Genomic DNA, 16,280 nt, shown 5'->3' with positions numbered 1-16,280 from the left:
CAACGACGAACGCAGCGCAGCCCTGGCCGACTTCCTCCACACCTACAACTACCATCGCTGCCACACCGCACTCGGAGGTCAGCCACCGATCAACCGTGTGAACAACCCTGCGGGCCAATACACCTAGCGCCTGCCCCGAGCCCTGTCCGGCGGACCACTGCGGATCGGTGAGGATCGGTGAGGAGCGGTCCGCGCGTCCGGCGCACGGCGGATGAGGCGGCCACCGCCGGCCCGCCGGGATCCGTACGACGGACCTGACAGAGCCGACGTGGCAGACGGCTCGGACGGGCCCGACGGCCCGACACACCCCACGGCCCGGCCCAGCACGCCCCACGGTCCGGCCGGGCAGCGGCCGGCGGCCCCGGCAGGGCCGGACCCGTCGAACCGGCCCGACAGGGCCTACGGCTCGATGCCGAGCATCCTCCGCAGCAGATCCCGCAGTGCCGTGCGCTCGTCGGCCGAGAGCTCGGCCAGCGGCTCACGGGCGAAGTCGAGCGAGCCGCGCAGCCGCTCGGACGTCTCCTTGCCCGCCTCCGTGGCCGCGGCCAGCTTGACCCGGCGGTCGGCCGGGTCGAGACGGCGCTCGACCAGCCCCCGGGACTCCAGCCGGTCCACGATCCCCGTGACGTTCGACGGCTCACACTTGAGCTGCTGGGCTATCCGCCGCATCGGCGTGGGCCCCCGGGAGAGCAGCCCCAGGACACGGGCCTGTGCTCCGGTCAGCGCGTGCTTGGCCGCCGCCTCCTCGTATTCCTCGTGGTAGCGGGCCACGACGGTGCCGATGAGCTCGACGACCTCGAGGGTCAGCGGATCGATGCGGGATGCCATGGGCACCAGGGTACCCACTTACTTGACAACATGAAATATCCAGGCGCATTATTGTTTCACCTACTGAAGTATTCCTACCGCTTTGAGGGAGGCTTCTCCTCATGTCCGTCATCCCCGCCACCGGCCGCGAATGGCATCTCGTCGCCCGCCCGGAGGGCTGGCCGAAGCCGGAGGACTTCGCGCTGCGCGAGGCCCCCGTCGCCGAGCCCGGCCCCGGTCAGGTCCTGGTCCGCAACCTCTACATGTCGGTGGACCCGTACATGCGCGGCCGGATGAACGACGTGAAGTCGTACGTGCCGCCGTTCCAGCTCGACCAGCCCATGGAGGGTGGCGCGGTCGGCACGGTCCTCGCCTCCGACGTGGACGGCATCGCGGCCGGTGACCACGTCCTGCACTTCGGCGGCTGGCGCGAGTACGCCGTGGTCGAGGGCAAGAGCGCGGTCAAGGTCGACCCGGAGATCGCCCCGCTCCCCGCCTACCTCGGCGTGCTCGGCATGCCCGGTCTCACCGCGTACGCGGGTCTGCTGGAGGTGGCGTCCTTCGAGGAGGGCGACGCGGTCTTCGTCTCCGGTGCCGCGGGCGCCGTCGGCAGTGAGGTCGGCCAGATCGCCAAGCTCAAGGGCGCCTCCCGGGTGATCGGCAGCGCGGGTACGGATGAGAAGGTCCGGCTGCTGGTCGAGGAGTACGGCTTCGACGCCGCGTTCAACTACAAGAACGGCTCGGTCACCGAGCAGTTGAAGGAGGCCGCGCCCGACGGGATCGACGTCTACTTCGACAACGTCGGCGGGGACCACCTCGAGGCCGCCATCGACCGCCTCAAGTTGCACGGCCGGATCACCGTCTGCGGCATGATCGCCCAGTACAACGAGACCGAGCCGCCCGCCGCCCCGCGCAACCTCGCGCTGATCATCGGCAAGCGGCTGCGGATGCAGGGCATGCTCGTCTACGACCACCAGGACCTCCAGCAGCAGTTCTTCGAGGAGGTCGGTGCCTGGATCCGCGAGGGCAAGCTGCACTACCGCGAGACCGTGGTGAAGGGTGTGGAGAACGCGGTGGACGCATTCCTCGGCATGCTGCGCGGCGACAACATCGGCAAGATGATCGTCTCCTTCGAGGGCTGAGCGGCAGCGGACACGGCCGCACACCGCTGGGCGGAAACGGTGGCCCCGGGGCGTTCCCCGGGGCCACCGGCGTATTCCGGCGCGCTGCGCTTTCCGGGTGAACCGGTGTCAACTTCCTTGTGGCGTAGGCACACGAATGAGGTACTGGAAACAACCAAACGGTGGGCCGCCCATCCCTCCCGGGGAGCGCGGCCCGCGGATTCCTCCGCTCCTTGCGTGCGGACCGGTCGGGCAGAGTCGCCGTCCCGCTGACGGTGAGGGCCTCCCCGAGGGACCGCGGTGTCCACTCCCGAAACTCAATGAGGAGACACCTCATGTCCTCACCCGTGTCCCACCAGGACGTCGCGCTCGCGGTCGGCGCGCCGACGATCCTCCTCGTCGTGCCGAGCTCCGGGCCCATCGGCGGCGGCAACCCCGTCGTGCTGATCGGAACCAACCTGGACACCGTCACCTCGGTGACCTTCGGTGGTACCGCCGCCCCGATCGTCGCGCAGACCGCGAGCGTGCTCGTCACCACCGCCCCCGCGCACGCGGCGGGCGCGGTCCCGGTCGTCGCCACCAACCCGTCGGGTGCCAGCGCCCCGGCCGCCTACACCTACGTGGCGCCGCTGCCCCCGGCCGCCCTCCTCATCACCCCGGTCAGCGGTCCGCCGGCGGGCGGTACGCCGTTCACCATCATCGGCGCCAACCTCACCGGTGCCTCCGTCACCTTCAACGGCGTGGCCGCGACCGGTGTCACGGTGGCCGCGGGTGGCGCGGTGCTGACCGGTGTCACCCCCGCGGGTACGGCGGGCCCCGCCACGGTGGTCGTCACGACCCCCGGTGGAACCGCCACCGTGCCGGGCGGGTTCCTGTACGTCTGAGTGTCCCCCGGGTGTCCCCGGAGGTCGCACACCTCCGCGGACACACGCGGACACACCGGGCCGTTCGCACCGGCCCGCCGTTCCCCGTCCGCTCCATCCGGGCGGGGAACGGCTGTGTCCGGCCCCTCACACCTCAGGGCGGCCGGATCCCCGGGGGGTGAGGGGCCGGGGCGCACCGGGCACGGCGCCCGCGCGGCGGGCGGTCTCCACGGCGGCGGACACCTCCAGCGCGTCCCGCAGGCGTGTGCCGACGCTCTCCGTGAGCAGCGGTCCGGTGAGGGTGCGGGAGCGGACATGGCGGACGACGGTCTCGGCGATCGTGCGGAAGTGTGCCGCCAGCGCCTCCTCGTCGTCCTCCTCCCCGTCTCCGCGGGTGTCGTCAGGCCATGCGGAGTCGCACAGCGTTCCGGTGAGGTCGTCCAGGACCCGGTCCAGGTCCGCCGACAGCAGGGCGGTGGTGGCCAGTCCGTCGTCCTTCAGGTCCTCCGGGTACGGGGCGCGGGCCCAGCCGAGGTGCTCCTCCCACCAGTAGACGAAGCCGAGTTCACAGCCGCTCTCCAGGTCGAGCAGGGTGTCCCAGGGCAGCCAGTCGGGGCCGCCGCGCAGGAAATCCACCGGCGGGGTGTGCCACTTCCCCTTGCTGGCCTCGCTGTCCTCTCCGTAGAGCACGGCGGGCCCGCCCTCGACGAGGGCCAGCCGCCACCAGTTGCCGCCCCCGTCGTCGACGCGTACGCCCCGGTGGCCGACGGTGTTCGCGTCGAGGCCGCCGACGAGGTCGGCACACACGACCCGGGCGGTTCCGGCCGCCCAGAGCAGTTCGGGGTGCGGCAGATCCTCGGGGCGGCCGGGGCGGTGTCCTGCGCTCATGTGGTCCCGTACTCCGTGCTGTTGGTGCGATGTGTGTCGCGACTGAGGACGCGCCGCGCGCCGCGCGCGGTTGCGAAAAGACGTTGCACACCGGGGCCGGCCGGATGAAGGGTGTGCTGCGATCCGCACCCGGCTCCCAGGAGGTACCCCCATGCCAGACCGCGACCAGCCGACGGTCCATGAGTTCACCGTCGGCCGCCCGGGGGCCGGGCCGTACGGCATCACGGCGGGGCCGGACGGCGCCCTGTGGCTCACCCTGGTGCACTCCGGGGAGATCGCCCGGCTGTCCGTCACCGGCGACGGGACGGCGGAGACCACCGTCCGGCCGCTGGACTCGGGGGAGTGCGGTCCGATGGTCATCACCACCGGTCCGGACGGCGCGCTGTGGTTCACCCGCTCCCGCGACGGCCGGATCGGGCGGATCACCACGGACGGTGAGATCACCTCGTTCGCCCTGCCCGCCGCGGACAGCGCCCCGTACGGCATCACGGCGGGGCCCGACGGTGCCCTGTGGTGCACCCTGATGAACCGCGACGCCCTCGCGCGGATCACCACCGAGGGCGAGATCACCGAGTTCCCGCTGCCGGTCGAGGGGGGTTTCCCGTCGGCCGTCGTGACGGGTGGCGACGGGGCGCTGTGGTGCACCCTGAACCAGGGCAACGCCATCGGCCGCCTCGCCCCGGACGGTGACACCACCCTGTACGAGCTGCCCACACCGGGTGCCGGACCGGTCGGGATGACGCTCGGCGGCGATGGCGCGGTGTGGTTCGTGGAGATCATCGCGGGCCAGATCGGGCGGATCACACCCGATGGCCGGATCCAGGAGTTCCCGCTGCCGGACCGCACCGCCAAACCCCATGCCATCGCCCCCGACCCGGCCGGGGGCTGCTGGTTCACCGCATGGGGCACCGGACGTATCGGCCATGTCGACGCCACCGGTGAGGTCCGCGAACACCCGCTGCCCACACCCTCCTCGGAGCCGCACGGCATCGCGGTGACCGCGGACGGCACGGTGTGGGCGGCGCTGGAGTCGGGCAGTGTGGCGCGGCTGATCCCGTAGGCGTGCGGGCATCGCAGCGGATGCCACCGCCGTCGTTTTCGCGCCACATCCGCCGAGTAGGCTTCGCCCATGCGTGATCTTGCGACCGGTTTCGGTTACCTGATGAAGGGGCAGCGCTGGGTGGCCCGGCACGGGCGGTGGTGGGGGATAGGGATGCTGCCCGCCCTCATCACCCTCGTCGGCTACGCGGCGGCGCTCGTCGCACTCTTCTTCTGGACCGACGATGTCATTGCGTGGGCCACTCCGTTCGCCGACGACTGGTCCTCACCGTGGCTGGCCGTCTTCCGCGGTTCCCTCGCGATCCTCTTCGCCGCCGCCTGTCTGTTCCTGGCGATCATCACCTTCACGGCGGTGACCCTGCTGGTCGGGCAGCCCTTCTACGAGTCGCTCTCCGAGGCGGTGGACCGCTCCGAGGACGGCCACGCGCCCGAGTCGGGACTGCCGCTCTGGCGTGAGCTGTGGATCGGACTGCGCGAGGCCATCGCCCTGGTGGTCCGCGTGACGCTGTGGACTGTGCTGTTCTTCGCGCTCGGCTTCATTCCGGTGATCGGCCAGACCGCGATCCCCGCGCTCGCGTTCTGCGTGACCGGATTCTTTCTCGCCGAGGAGCTGACCTCGATCGCGCTGCTGCGCCGCGGGGTGCTGCTGAAGGAGCGGCGGCGGATGCTGCGCGGCCGCCGTCTGCTCACCCTCGGCTTCGGTGTGCCGCTCGCCCTCGCCTTCCTGCTGCCGCTGGTGGCGGTGGTCCTGATGCCGGGCGCGGTCGCGGGCGCGACCCTGCTGGTACGCGATCTGACGGGCGAGGCCGCGGCGTCGGACGGCGGGGACGCGGGTCACCCGGCGGACATGGCGGCGGGCGACCCGCCCCCGCCCCCGCTCGGCTAGCCACGCGCGCGGGGGCGAACGAAACGCCCCTGGCCCGCCGCCACGGTCAGTACGGACCGCACCTGTTCCGTGATGGCGAGACGCTCGCGCACGAACTCCGGGTCGGTCACCTCACCGGTCGCCGGATCGGTGTTCCCGGGGCCGAACCGCAGCACCGGCGTGTGCAGATGGCCACCGGGCGCCTTCAGCCCGACCGCGTCGCGCAGCAGCGTGGCGCGGTAGGCGATCTCGTTGGACAGATAGTCCCCGCCACCGCCCGCACGCGCCGTCGAACCGGGTGTCGGCCCGTCGGGACGGACCACCGGGCCGCCGCCGCCCGCCGGGATCTCGGTGACCTCGGTGTGGTCGTACACCGGGAACGGCCCGGTGCCCGCCGCCACGATCCGCCCGTACGGAAGGGTGGTGGTCGTCCACTGCGGCTGTGGCGCCGGGGTGGGCACCCCGGGGATGAGCGGCACGGTCCCGGTCTCCGACGCGTTGGCGTTGTCGGGATAGCCGCCCCGCCAGGCGCCGTTGGTGCGCTCCACGTCGAACCGGCCGACCCGGCCCTGGCTCACGGTCATGAAGACATCCGCTTGCCGCGGCCCGGACCGGAACGACGGCAGCAGTGTCTTCTCCACGGTCCCGTCCGCGAAGTCCGCCCAGCGCACGGGGAACACCGCGGTCTCGATCCGCGCCGGACCCCGCTCGGTGCTGATCGTGGTCCCGTCCAGCGCGAGCGCCGCGGCCCCCGAGGGGTTGGACCGGCGTGGATCCGCGTCGAGCTGGAACGGGTCGAAGCCGGTCACCACGATCCGTCTGACCTCCGGGCCCGCGGGCAGATCGATGGAGTCCTCACCGCGCGACCGGCGTTCCAGCGTGCCGAGCAGCGCGGCCCGCCGCGCGTCGGACAGCGGGAACCCGGGCCGCCACTCGCCCAGCGCCCGTGTCATCCCCAACCGCGCCCAGTACAACGGCCGGTCGTCATCCCGGCTGAGGTCACCACCCGCGGGCCCGCGCCCCTGCGCCCGGTCCACCGCCCGCCGCCACAGCCGCATCCCCTCGCGCGCCACCACGGTCTCCGCTTCCGCGACGGACCGCACCCCCGCCAGCGCCCGCGCGAACTCCGGCGCCACCGTGTCGAACCCGCTGCGCCGCAGGATCTCCCGCGGCGCCGCCAGCCCCAGCCGCCCCTCCTCCACGGTCGGCCCCCCGACCCGGGCCTCCGCCACCCCCGGCCCGGCGAACACCAACGGCACGGCAGTGAGCAACGCGGCCCCGAGGAGGGCCAGACGGGCACCAGTGGGTCTCATACGGAGTCCTTTCTCCCGGCCCGGCAGTCTAGGACGCACCCGCCCCGAAAACAGGAGGGCGTCATGGCCGAAGGGTTCGGGACCGTGGCCGCGCGGCAGGGGCTCAACGGTGTGATCATCAGGTGCATCGGGCAGGCCGTGGCGGGTCTGTCTGCCAAATGGCTCGAACCGCCGCGCCCGCACCCCTGATCGGTCTAAGCGGCCGTGTCGGAGCCGCCACCCGTCGACGTGGGCCGGAAGTCTGCACGCAGACATTCGTGTACGAGTGAGGGAAAGGTGACCGATGAGACGAGCGATGCGAGCGGTGGCCGTGGGCGCCTCGGCGTTCTGTGCTGTGGCCTTCGGCGGAGTCAGCGTGGCCCAGGCGCAGTCGGGGCCTTCGGGTGAGGCGCTGCTCGCCTCTGCCCTGGGCGGAACGTTCCAGGAGAACCACTGCAGCACCCAGTACGGCGGGGGCTACCTGGACGCCGCCGTCGCCGGTGCGACCGGGGACACCAACGTCGGCAGCAAGTGCTCCAACGTGAGGGTCCGCAACAACCCGGAGAAGAAGCACGAGCGCAGCGACTCGTCCCACGCGGGGATGTCCGGGATGAACCGCCCGGCCATGCAGCAGGGTCCGGCCATGGGGGACCGCGCGGCCGTGCCGCAGGTCTCGGTGCCGCAGATCTCCATGCCGCAGACCTCGGCGCCGCAGGCGTCGACCATGCCCGCGCAAGCCGGCTAGGTCATGTCGAAGGCCTGACTTTCGGCAGTGTTCCCGTGCCCCGGTCCTCCGAGAGGGTCGGGGCATGCGAATGTCACGACGTCAACTCCTGGGCGGACTGGCCGCCACCGGCGCCGCCGTCACCCTCACCTCCGTCGCCATCGCCAACGGGGGCGAGGACACCTCCCGGTCCCGTGCCGAGCGGGGCCGGCCGGACACGGAACCCGTACGGCTCGAACTGCCCCGGCCCACCGGGCCGCACCCGGTCGGTGTCACCGAACTGCACCTGGTGGACCGGACCCGGCGCCAGCCGGGCTGGAGCGGAGCGGGGAAGCAGTTCCGGGAGTTGATGGCCGGGGTGTGGTACCCGGCCGCCCGGGACGGTGACGCACCGGCCGCGCCCTATATGGCGCCCCGCGCCGCCGCCGTGTTCGGGGCGGGCGCGGCGAAGATACTCAAGCTGGAACGGGGGGACATCGACTGGGCCGGGTTCACCACCCACGCCCGCACCGGCGCGGACGTGGCGCCCGGCCGTACCCGCAGGCCGGTGGTGCTCCACGCCCCGGGGATGTACAACGAACGCACCCTGGACACCACCGCCGTCACCGAACTGGCCAGCCATGGCTATGTCGTGGTCACCGTGGACGCCCCCTACGAGACGCACGCCGTGGAGTTCCCCGGTGGCCGGGTGGTCGAACCGGCGCCCGGTCTCGGTGCCATCGAACCGGTCTCGCGGCGCAACAAGGCCGCCCTGGATGTCCGCATCGCCGACATCCGCTTCGTCCTCGACCGGGTGGAGGCCCTCGCGCGTGGCCGGACACCCAAGGAGCCGCACTCCCTCCCGCGCGGGCTCGCAGCAGCCCTCGACGCCTCTCGTATCGGCATGTTCGGGCATTCGCTCGGCGGGATGGCCACGGCCGAGGCGATGCGGCTGGACCGCCGGATCCGGGCGGGGGTGAACCTCGACGGGCCGCTCGGCTACGACTGGGCCGACCCCGGGGAGCTGCTGCCGGTCGCCCGCACCGGACTGGACCGGCCCTTTCTCCAGATGGGTGCCTGGCTGACGACGGACGACAGCCGCCGTCCGCACACCCACCGCCACTCCCCGTCCTGGCGGGCCATGTGGCGCAACTCCACCGGCTGGAAGCGCGACCTGTGGACCGAGGCCGCCGAGCACAACTCGTTCACCGACTACCAGACGATGCTGCCCGGTCTCGACGAGCGGTTCACCCTGCCGGACGGGCTAACGGCCAACATGATCGGCGGGGTTGACCCCCGGCGGTTCACCGCGAGCCGGCGGGCCTATCTCACCGCCTTCTTCGAACAGCATCTGCACGGCCGTCACCAGCGGTTGTTCGACGGCCCTTCGTCCCGCCACCCGGATGTGCGGTTCATCGACTGACCCCGTCGCCGCGTCCCCGGAGGGTCAACCCGCCGCCCTGGAGACACCCGTTGGGCGGCGCGGGACACGCCGCCCGGCGGGTGAGGGTCCCGCCGCGCGGTCCGCGCGCCCGGTAGCTCTACAGGAATCCGCTCCCCGCACACGGAGGATTCCGTTCATGCGCAATTGTCATCGCGTCCTCGGCGCCATCGCCGTCCTGCTCATCTCGGCCCCGGCCGCGCACGCCACGTCGGCCGGCGCCCCCGAGAGCCGCGGCGTGCCCCCTCGGGCCGCCGACGCCATCTCCCGTCCGGCCGTGCCCCTGCCCTGGGGCGACAGCCTGTCCATCGACCGCACCGGGTACGTCAACCGGGGCGGCACCGTCACGGTGTACGGCACCTACCGCTGTGCGTACGACACGATGGACTCCCCGCGCGCCAGCATCGTCGTCACGCTGACGCAGGGCGCCGAACGCGACAGCCTCGGCTCCGCACCGGCCATCTGTGACGGCCGGCAGCACCGCTTCTCCGTCGACGGCAGCGGGTACTTCGTCGACGGCGCGGCCTACGCCGAGGCCCGCATGGTGAAGTACGGCGACCGCGGTGACTTCGTGCCGATGCCGCGCACCGTGGCCGACACCGAGCACTCGATCATGCTCGTCAACCCGATGCGCTGATCCGTGCGGGGCGGGGCGGTCCGGGTGACCGGGCCGCCCCGCCCCAGTCCTCCGGCTCCTCCGAGCCCCCATCAGCTCCCGCCTCCGGGACCGCCGCGGCCCGCGCGGCTACGGCGCCGAGATCCTCCGGTAGGCCATCGCGGCCAGCCGCTGCTGACCGGCCTTGCTGGGGTGGAACCAGTCCCACTTGCTCAACTCACGCGTGGTGAAGCGGTAGTTGTGCACGGCGGGATCGTAGCGGCACAGCTCGTCCCGGCCGCATACATCCTTGAGCACCTTGTTGTAGCTCTTCACCCGCTGCGCCACCTGGCGCCGCCGGTCCATCGAGGCCGCGTCCAGGGCGTCGGAGTCCTTGAGCATCGAGGGGCAGATGCCCAGCTTCCAGATCTGCTTCCCCAGGACGTTCTTCCGCCCCTCCGACCACAGCCGCTTCAGATCGGGCACGCTCGCCACGTACACCTGGGTCTTGGGCAGCTCACGCCGGAGTTTGGTGAGGGCGGAGGTGAAAGTGGTGCGGAACTCCTCGGGCGAGGTCATATCGGAGACCGAGGCCCGGCAGGCGTCATTGGCGCCGATCATCACGGTCACGAGCTGGGGCTTGCGCGCCACCGCCGCCGTGACCTGGGCGGGCAGATCGTCCATCACCGCGCCGGTCTTGGCGAAGTTCCAGCTACTGGTGGTCGAGCGCAGCCGCTGGGCGAGGCTGTTCACCTCCTTGCCGGTGGACCAGGACACCTCCGGGCAGTCGGAGAGCACCGAGCAGGCGTCGAAACCGCGGGTGATGGAGTCGCCCAGCGAGGCCAGGGAGTCCGGGCTGGTGTTCCAGACGACCCTGGGTTTGGCGTGCGGCGACTTCCCGCCCCGGGAGGGGCCCTGCCGGGACGGACTGTCCGAGCTGCTGAAGCAGCCCGAGACGCTCAACACGGCGGCCGTGGTGAGGAGCGCGACCCCCGCGCGCGCCACGGGCCGCACGGTCGGACGCACGGCAGCACGCCCGGTCATGGACGCGGTGGCCGACCGCTTCCGGCGTGTCGCGCTGGCCCGCATGGTTGTTCCCCCTCCGACTGATGGGTGATATCTATCCGGGTCCGACGGTACGTCACTCCTCCGACTGGTCCGCGCGGTACTTTTTTCTTGTGACAGATGCGCTTCCGGCCAGTGTCGAGGGGCGCTGTACGGTACGGCCACCTTACGCCGCGTCACATCGTGTCCCTTTTCTAGAGAATTCTGCACGATAAATTTCACTGCAGGTAATGTCGGGACTGGTGCAGAGGTGATCACTAGGGCAGAATGTCGGGTGGTGTCCCGGACACGACCGGTACGGACATGAGGCCGCTGGGGAAGGCGCACCTCGAACCGCACAGGAGGTCCCGGTGACGACACGTGGAGTTCTGTATGTGCACTCCGCACCGCGCGCGCTGTGCCCGCATGTCGAATGGGCCGTCGCGGGCGTCCTCGGCGTGCGCGTCACGCTCGACTGGATCAAGCAGCCCGCCGCCCCGGGCAGCTGGCGCGCGGAGTTTTCCTGGCAGGGCGAGGTCGGTACGGCCTCCAAACTGGCGTCCGCGCTGCGCGGCTGGCATCTGCTGCGCTTCGAGGTGACGGCCGAACCCTGTGCCACCGCCGAGGGTGAGCGCTACAGCTCCACTCCTGACCTGGGCATCTTCCACGCCGTCACCGGTATGCACGGCGACATCCTGATCCCCGAGGACCGGCTGCGGGCCGCCGTCGCCCGCTCCGCGCGCGGTGAGAGCGAACTCGAGGGGGAGATCGCCAAACTGCTCGGCAAGCCCTGGGACGATGAGCTGGAGCCCTTCCGTTACGCGGGTGAGGGCGCCCCCGTCCGCTGGCTCCACCAGGTCGTCTGACCTTCCCGCGCCCCGCCGGGACTAGCGTGGCGGCATGACCGAAAAACTCCCGGCACGCTCCGTCGCCGTGCTCGGCACCGGCATCATGGGCTCCGGTATGGCCCGTAACCTCGCCCGGTCCGGACTGGACACCCGCGCGTGGAACCGCACCCGCGCCAAGGCCGAACCGCTCGCCGCCGACGGGGTGCGCGTCACCGGAACCCCCGCCGAGGCCGTCGACGGCGCCGATGTGGTGCTCACCATGCTCCATGACGGCCCCGCGGCCCTGGAGACGATGCGCCAGGCCCGGGACGGGCTGCGCCCCGGCACCGTATGGGCCCAGGCGACCACCGCGGGGCTGGAGGGGCTCGAAGCCCTCGCAGCGTTCGCCCACGAGACGGAGCTCGTCCTCGTCGACTCCCCGGTGCTGGGCACCCGGCAGCCCGCCGAGAGCGGCCGACTGCTGGTGCTGGCCGCGGGTCCGGCCCCGGTGCGCGCCGCGGTATGGCCGGTTTTCGACGCCGTCGGCAGCCGTACGGTCTGGGTCGGCGAGAACGGGGCGGACGGCGCGGCCACCCGGCTGAAGCTGGTGCTCAACAGCTGGGTGCTCAATGTCACCCACGGCGCCGCCGAGGCGCTCGCCCTCGCCAAGGGGCTGGGCGTGGACCCGCAGGGGTTCTTCGACGCCATCGCCGACGGACCGCTGGACAACGGCTATCTGCGGGTCAAGGCGGGCCAGCTGCTCAGCGGCGACCTCGCACCCAGCTTCGCGACCAGGACCGCGGAGAAGGACGCCCGGCTGATCGTGGCGGCGGGGGAGCGCAGCGGGGTGCGGCTGGACGTGGCCGCTGCGGGCGCCGAACGGTTCCGGCGCGCCATCGCCCAGGGCCACGGCGACGAGGACATGGCTGCCTCGTACTTCGCCAGCTTCGACGACGACGGCCGGGCGTAACCGCAACGCCCCACCACGCACCGGTGGCCCGCCCCGGCTCAGAGAAGCCGGGGCGGGCCACCGAAGGTGAGCCGAACGACCGTCAGACGGTGCGGAAGGCCAGTACCACGTTGTGCCCGCCGAAGCCGAACGAGTCGTTCAGCGCGGCGATGGTGCCCTCGGGAAGCGCCCTCGGCTTGTCGCGCACGACATCCGCGTCCGCCTCCGGGTCGAGGTTCTCGATGTTGATCGTCGGCGGGGCGGTCCGGTGGTACAGCGCCAGCACGCTGGCGACCGTCTCCACACCGCCCGCGCCGCCCAGCAGGTGGCCCGTCATGGACTTGGTGGCGGACAGCGCCATGTGGTCCACATCGTGGCCGAACACCTTGCGCAGCGCCTTGATCTCGGCGACATCACCCTGCGGGGTGGAGGTCGCGTGCGCATTGATGTGCGCGATCTCGGCGGGCTTGAGGTCGCTGGAGTCCAGCAGGTTCTGCAGGGCGTGCGCGATGCCGTTGCCGGACGGCTCGGGCTGGGTGATGTGGTGGGCGTCGGCCGAGATGCCCTGGCCGACGGCCTCCGCATAGACCCGGGCGCCGCGCCGGGCGGCGTGCTCGGCCGACTCCAGGACCACGACACCGGCGCCCTCACCGAGCACGAAGCCGTTGCGGTCGACGTCGTAGGGGCGGGAGGCGCCCTGCGGGTCGTCGTTGTTCTTGGACATCGCCATCATGTTGCCGAACGCGGCGATGGGCAGCGGGTGGATGGCCGCCTCGGTGCCGCCCGCGACGACCACGTCGGCACGGCCGGTGCGGATCATCTCGATGGCGTAGCCGATGGCCTCGGCGCCCGAGGCACAGGCGCTGACCGGGGTGTGGACACCGGCGCGGGCGCCGACCTCCAGACCCACATTGGCCGCCGGGCCGTTGGGCATGAGCATCGGCACCGTGTGCGGGGAGACCTTGCGGACACCCTTCTCCCGCAGCACGTCGTACTGGTCGAGCAGGGTGGTGACCCCGCCGATACCGGAGGCGACGACCGCGCCCAGCCGGTCGGGGTCGACCGAACCGTCCTCACCCGCCTTGGCGGTGAAGCCCGCGTCCGCCCATGCCTCACGGGCCGCGATCAGCGCGAACTGCGCCGAGCGGTCCAGTTTGCGGGCCTGCGGCCGGGGGATGACGGTGGCCGGGTCGACCGCGATACCCGCGGCGATCCGGACCGGGAGCTCGGCCGCCCAGTCCTGCTCCAGGAGGCCGACGCCGGAACGTCCGGCGAGCAGGCCCTCCCAGGTGGACGAGGCGTCGCCACCCAGCGGCGTCGTGGCACCAACACCGGTGACGACCACGGTGCGATTGGTCGAGTTCACAGGAATTCTTACTCCACGTGTAGAGGGTGCTGGACCTGCCACCGCATGGGTGGCGACGAGCCCTCGGCTCAGCCCTGGTGCTTCAGGATGTAGTCGACGGCGTCACCGACGGTCTTGAGGTTCTTGACGTCGTCGTCCGGGATCTTGACGTCGAAGCGCTCTTCGGCGGCGACGACGACCTCGACCATGGAGAGCGAGTCGACGTCCAGGTCGTCCGTGAAGGACTTGTCCAGCAGGACGTCCTCGGTCGGGATACCGGCGATCTCGTTGACGATCTCGGCGAGACCCTCGAGGATCTCTTCCTGGGTGGCGGCCATTGCGGCGCTCCTTCTTCGGTGTGTTGCGGTGGGTGCGCAGCGTCCGAGTCGTACGGGGCTGCGTGGATATGGACTATGGAGCCTAAGGGAGGGTAACGACCGTCGCTGCGTAGACGAGACCGGCCCCGAATCCGATGACGAGCGCGGTGTCGCCGCTCTTCGCCTGCCCCGTCGCCAACAGCCGCTCCATGGCGAGCGGAATGGAGGCGGCCGAGGTGTTGCCGGTGGTCTCCACATCACGGGCGACCGTGACATGCTCCGGCAGCTTGAGGGTTTTGATCATCGAGTCGATGATCCGCAGATTGGCCTGGTGGGGGATGAACGCGTCGAGCTCGTCGGCGGTGATCCCGGCCTCGTCCAGCGCCTGCTGGGCGACCTTGGCCATCTCGTACACGGCCCAGCGGAAGACCGCCTGGCCCTCCTGGCGCAGCGCGGGGAAACGTACCTCCTCGCTGCTCCGTTCGCGGTAGACGTCCCAGGGCAGGGTCTGGCTGATGGTGTCGGACTTGTCGCCCTCCGAGCCCCAGACGACCGGGCCGATCGCGGGCTCCTTGGACGGGCCGACCACCACGGCGCCCGCGCCGTCACCGAACAGGAAGGCGGTGGCCCGGTCCTCCAGATCGGTGAGGTCGGACAGCCGCTCGACACCGATGATCAGCACATGCTCGGCGGTGCCGTCGGTGACCATGCCCTTGGCCAGGGCCAGTCCGTAGCCGAAGCCCGCACAGCCCGCCGAGATGTCGAACGCGGCCGGCTTCTTGGTGCCGAGCAGATGCGCGATCTCGGTGGCGACCGCCGGGGTCTGCTTGAAGTGCGAGACGGTGGAGACGATCACGGCGCCGATCTGCTCGGGCGTCAGCCCGGCGTCGGCGATGGCCTTGCCGCCGGCCTCGACCGACATCTGGGCGACCGTCTCGTCCGGTCCGGCCCAGTGGCGGGTGGAGATGCCCGAACGGCTGCGGATCCACTCGTCCGAGGAGTCGATGTGCTTGAGGATCTCCTCGTTGGGCACCACCCGGGTCGGACGGTAGCCGCCGACACCGAGGATGCGCGCGTACGGTGCGCCCTTGCTGGACCTGATCTTCGCGGTCATGCGTCTCGGAGCTCCTCTTCGGCCGGTGTGTCGTCGGCGGGGTCGGCATGCTCGGCGATCAGCGCACGGGCCGCGTCGAGGTCGTCCGGCGTCTTGAGCGGCACGTTCGCCACACCCGGCAGCGCGCGCTTGGCGATACCGGTGAGCGTTCCGCCCGGGGCCAGCTCGATCAGCCCGGTGACACCCAGCTCCTGGAACGTCTCCATGCACAGGTCCCAGCGGACCGGGTTCGACACCTGGGCGACCAGCCGTTCGATCACCTCGGCACCGGAGCTCACCACCTTGCCGTCACGGTTGGAGACGTACGCGGTGCGCGGGTCGGCGACCGGGACACCCGCGACCAGGGCCTCGAGCGTGGCGACCGCCGGGGTCATATGGTCGGTGTGGAAGGCACCGGCCACCTTCAGGGGTACGACGCGGCGCACACCCTCCGGCTTGTCCTCGGCCAGCGCCGCAAGCTGCTCGGCGGTGCCCGCGGCCACGATCTGCCCGGCGCCGTTGACATTGGCCGGGGTCAGTCCGTGCTTGTCGAGGTGTGCGACGACCTCGTCCTGCTCACCACCCAGTATGGCCGCCATACCGGTCTCGGCGCGGCTCGCGGCGTCCGCCATGGCCAGGCCGCGGCGGCGGACCAGCACCATGGCCGCCTCGTCGGTGAGCACTCCGGAGACCGCGGCGGCGGTGATCTCACCGACGCTGTGGCCCGCGGCGGCGCCCAGACGGTGCGCCGAGGCGGCCGGACCGGCGGGCACGCCGGTGCCGTCGGAGAACAGGGCGTGGGCGGCGACGAGACCGGCGGCCACCAGCAGCGGCTGCGCCACCGCGGTGTCGCGGATCTCCTCCTCGTCGGCCTTGGTGCCGTAGTGGATCAGGTCCAGGCCGGAAACGGCCGACCACCAGGTCAGTCGTTCGGTGACACCGGGAAGGTCGAGCCAGGGGGTGAGGAAGCCGGGCTTTTGAGCGCCCTGGCCGGGAGCGACGAGTACGAGCACTCTCACACTCTCTCTTGTGGGTGGTCCCGCTCGCCCGTGAGGACAAGGACGAAGAACC

18 protein-coding genes and 1 pseudogene are annotated in these 16,280 nt (G+C 71.5%); 11 read left to right on the top strand and 8 right to left on the bottom strand.

The genetic code is table 11. The annotated features are described in order from the left end of the window. A pseudogene (locus NMK44_RS38550) lies at positions 1-127 on the top strand (IS481 family transposase); the annotation flags it as partial. A 272-nt stretch (positions 128-399) separates the two neighbouring features. Here NMK44_RS38550 and NMK44_RS38545 read toward each other — a convergent pair. After that, the gene (locus tag NMK44_RS38545; protein WP_254752272.1) at positions 400-828 is read right to left on the bottom strand and encodes a MarR family winged helix-turn-helix transcriptional regulator; all 429 of its coding nucleotides are present in this window, start codon (positions 826-828) and stop codon (positions 400-402) included. Positions 829-929: 101 nt separating this feature from the next. Here NMK44_RS38545 and NMK44_RS38540 point away from each other — a divergent pair, with 101 nt between their 5' ends. Next, positions 930-1,949, top strand: a complete 1,020-nt coding sequence (locus tag NMK44_RS38540; RefSeq protein ID WP_254752270.1) for an NADP-dependent oxidoreductase — start codon at positions 930-932, stop codon at positions 1,947-1,949. Between the two features lie 314 nt (positions 1,950-2,263). Next, a complete protein-coding gene (locus NMK44_RS38535) occupies positions 2,264-2,812 on the top strand; it encodes an IPT/TIG domain-containing protein (protein WP_254752268.1) in 549 nt (182 codons plus the stop codon). A gap of 126 nt (positions 2,813-2,938) precedes the next feature. Here NMK44_RS38535 and NMK44_RS38530 read toward each other — a convergent pair whose 3' ends face one another. Further along, positions 2,939-3,679: a hypothetical protein gene (locus NMK44_RS38530; protein ID WP_254752266.1), complete on the bottom strand. Its 741-nt coding sequence runs from the start codon at positions 3,677-3,679 to the stop codon at positions 2,939-2,941. Between the two features lie 151 nt (positions 3,680-3,830). On the opposite strand from NMK44_RS38530, the gene NMK44_RS38525 reads away from it, so the two are divergent. Further along, positions 3,831-4,739 carry a Vgb family protein gene (locus tag NMK44_RS38525; RefSeq protein ID WP_254752264.1) on the top strand — a complete coding sequence of 303 codons (909 nt, stop codon included), beginning with the start codon at positions 3,831-3,833 and terminating at the stop codon, positions 4,737-4,739. 69 nt (positions 4,740-4,808) lie between these two features. Then, positions 4,809-5,624, top strand: a complete 816-nt coding sequence (locus tag NMK44_RS38520) for an EI24 domain-containing protein (protein ID WP_254752262.1) — start codon at positions 4,809-4,811, stop codon at positions 5,622-5,624. Here NMK44_RS38520 and NMK44_RS38515 read toward each other — a convergent pair. Further along, the gene (locus NMK44_RS38515) at positions 5,621-6,916 is read right to left on the bottom strand and encodes a pyroglutamyl-peptidase I (RefSeq protein WP_254752260.1); all 1,296 of its coding nucleotides are present in this window, start codon (positions 6,914-6,916) and stop codon (positions 5,621-5,623) included. The genes NMK44_RS38520 and NMK44_RS38515 overlap by 4 nt on opposite strands. A 63-nt stretch (positions 6,917-6,979) precedes the next feature. On the opposite strand from NMK44_RS38515, the gene NMK44_RS42290 reads away from it, so the two are divergent. The 4 genes from NMK44_RS42290 to NMK44_RS38500 all read left to right on the top strand — a co-directional run bounded on the left by NMK44_RS42290 (position 6,980) and on the right by NMK44_RS38500 (position 9,676). Further along, positions 6,980-7,105: a hypothetical protein gene (locus NMK44_RS42290; protein WP_302889117.1), complete on the top strand. Its 126-nt coding sequence runs from the start codon at positions 6,980-6,982 to the stop codon at positions 7,103-7,105. A gap of 94 nt (positions 7,106-7,199) precedes the next feature. Further along, on the top strand, positions 7,200-7,640 hold the full coding sequence (locus NMK44_RS38510) for a hypothetical protein (RefSeq protein ID WP_254752258.1): 441 nt from the start codon (positions 7,200-7,202) through the stop codon (positions 7,638-7,640). A gap of 64 nt (positions 7,641-7,704) precedes the next feature. After that, positions 7,705-9,021, top strand: coding sequence for an alpha/beta hydrolase family protein (locus NMK44_RS38505; RefSeq protein ID WP_254752256.1), 1,317 nt, complete (start codon positions 7,705-7,707; stop codon positions 9,019-9,021). Positions 9,022-9,178: 157 nt separating this feature from the next. Further along, positions 9,179-9,676 carry a DUF6299 family protein gene (locus tag NMK44_RS38500; RefSeq protein WP_254752254.1) on the top strand — a complete coding sequence of 166 codons (498 nt, stop codon included), beginning with the start codon at positions 9,179-9,181 and terminating at the stop codon, positions 9,674-9,676. Between the two features lie 108 nt (positions 9,677-9,784). On the opposite strand, the gene NMK44_RS38495 is transcribed toward NMK44_RS38500, so the two are convergent. Next, entirely contained in the window at positions 9,785-10,723 is a 939-nt protein-coding gene (locus NMK44_RS38495) for an SGNH/GDSL hydrolase family protein (RefSeq protein ID WP_254752252.1), read from the bottom strand. A 326-nt stretch (positions 10,724-11,049) separates the two neighbouring features. Here NMK44_RS38495 and NMK44_RS38490 point away from each other — a divergent pair, with 326 nt between their 5' ends. Continuing rightward, positions 11,050-11,544, top strand: coding sequence for a DUF3145 domain-containing protein (locus NMK44_RS38490; RefSeq protein ID WP_254752250.1), 495 nt, complete (start codon positions 11,050-11,052; stop codon positions 11,542-11,544). A 34-nt stretch (positions 11,545-11,578) separates the two neighbouring features. Then, positions 11,579-12,475: an NAD(P)-dependent oxidoreductase gene (locus NMK44_RS38485; RefSeq protein WP_254752248.1), complete on the top strand. Its 897-nt coding sequence runs from the start codon at positions 11,579-11,581 to the stop codon at positions 12,473-12,475. A gap of 82 nt (positions 12,476-12,557) precedes the next feature. Here the strand turns inward: NMK44_RS38485 and fabF are convergent, their stop codons facing one another. The 4 genes from fabF to NMK44_RS38465 all read right to left on the bottom strand — a co-directional run bounded on the left by fabF (position 12,558) and on the right by NMK44_RS38465 (position 16,222). Beyond that, complete coding sequence (fabF, locus tag NMK44_RS38480) at positions 12,558-13,820, bottom strand: beta-ketoacyl-ACP synthase II (RefSeq protein ID WP_254752246.1); 1,263 nt, start codon at positions 13,818-13,820, stop codon at positions 12,558-12,560. Between the two features lie 68 nt (positions 13,821-13,888). Then, a complete protein-coding gene (locus tag NMK44_RS38475; RefSeq protein ID WP_020871568.1) occupies positions 13,889-14,137 on the bottom strand; it encodes an acyl carrier protein in 249 nt (82 codons plus the stop codon). Between the two features lie 82 nt (positions 14,138-14,219). Continuing rightward, entirely contained in the window at positions 14,220-15,230 is a 1,011-nt protein-coding gene (locus NMK44_RS38470) for a ketoacyl-ACP synthase III (RefSeq protein WP_254752244.1), read from the bottom strand. Then, a complete protein-coding gene (locus tag NMK44_RS38465; protein WP_254752242.1) occupies positions 15,227-16,222 on the bottom strand; it encodes an ACP S-malonyltransferase in 996 nt (331 codons plus the stop codon). Before NMK44_RS38465 ends, NMK44_RS38470 begins: the two co-directional genes overlap by 4 nt. Positions 16,223-16,280: the final 58 nt, after the last annotated feature.

The organism is Streptomyces cucumeris (assembly GCF_024295805.1).
GTDB classification, from domain to species: domain Bacteria; phylum Actinomycetota; class Actinomycetes; order Streptomycetales; family Streptomycetaceae; genus Streptomyces; species Streptomyces cucumeris.
Note: the sequence above shows the minus strand (reverse complement) of the source record. Positions and strands in the feature narration are given on the sequence as shown.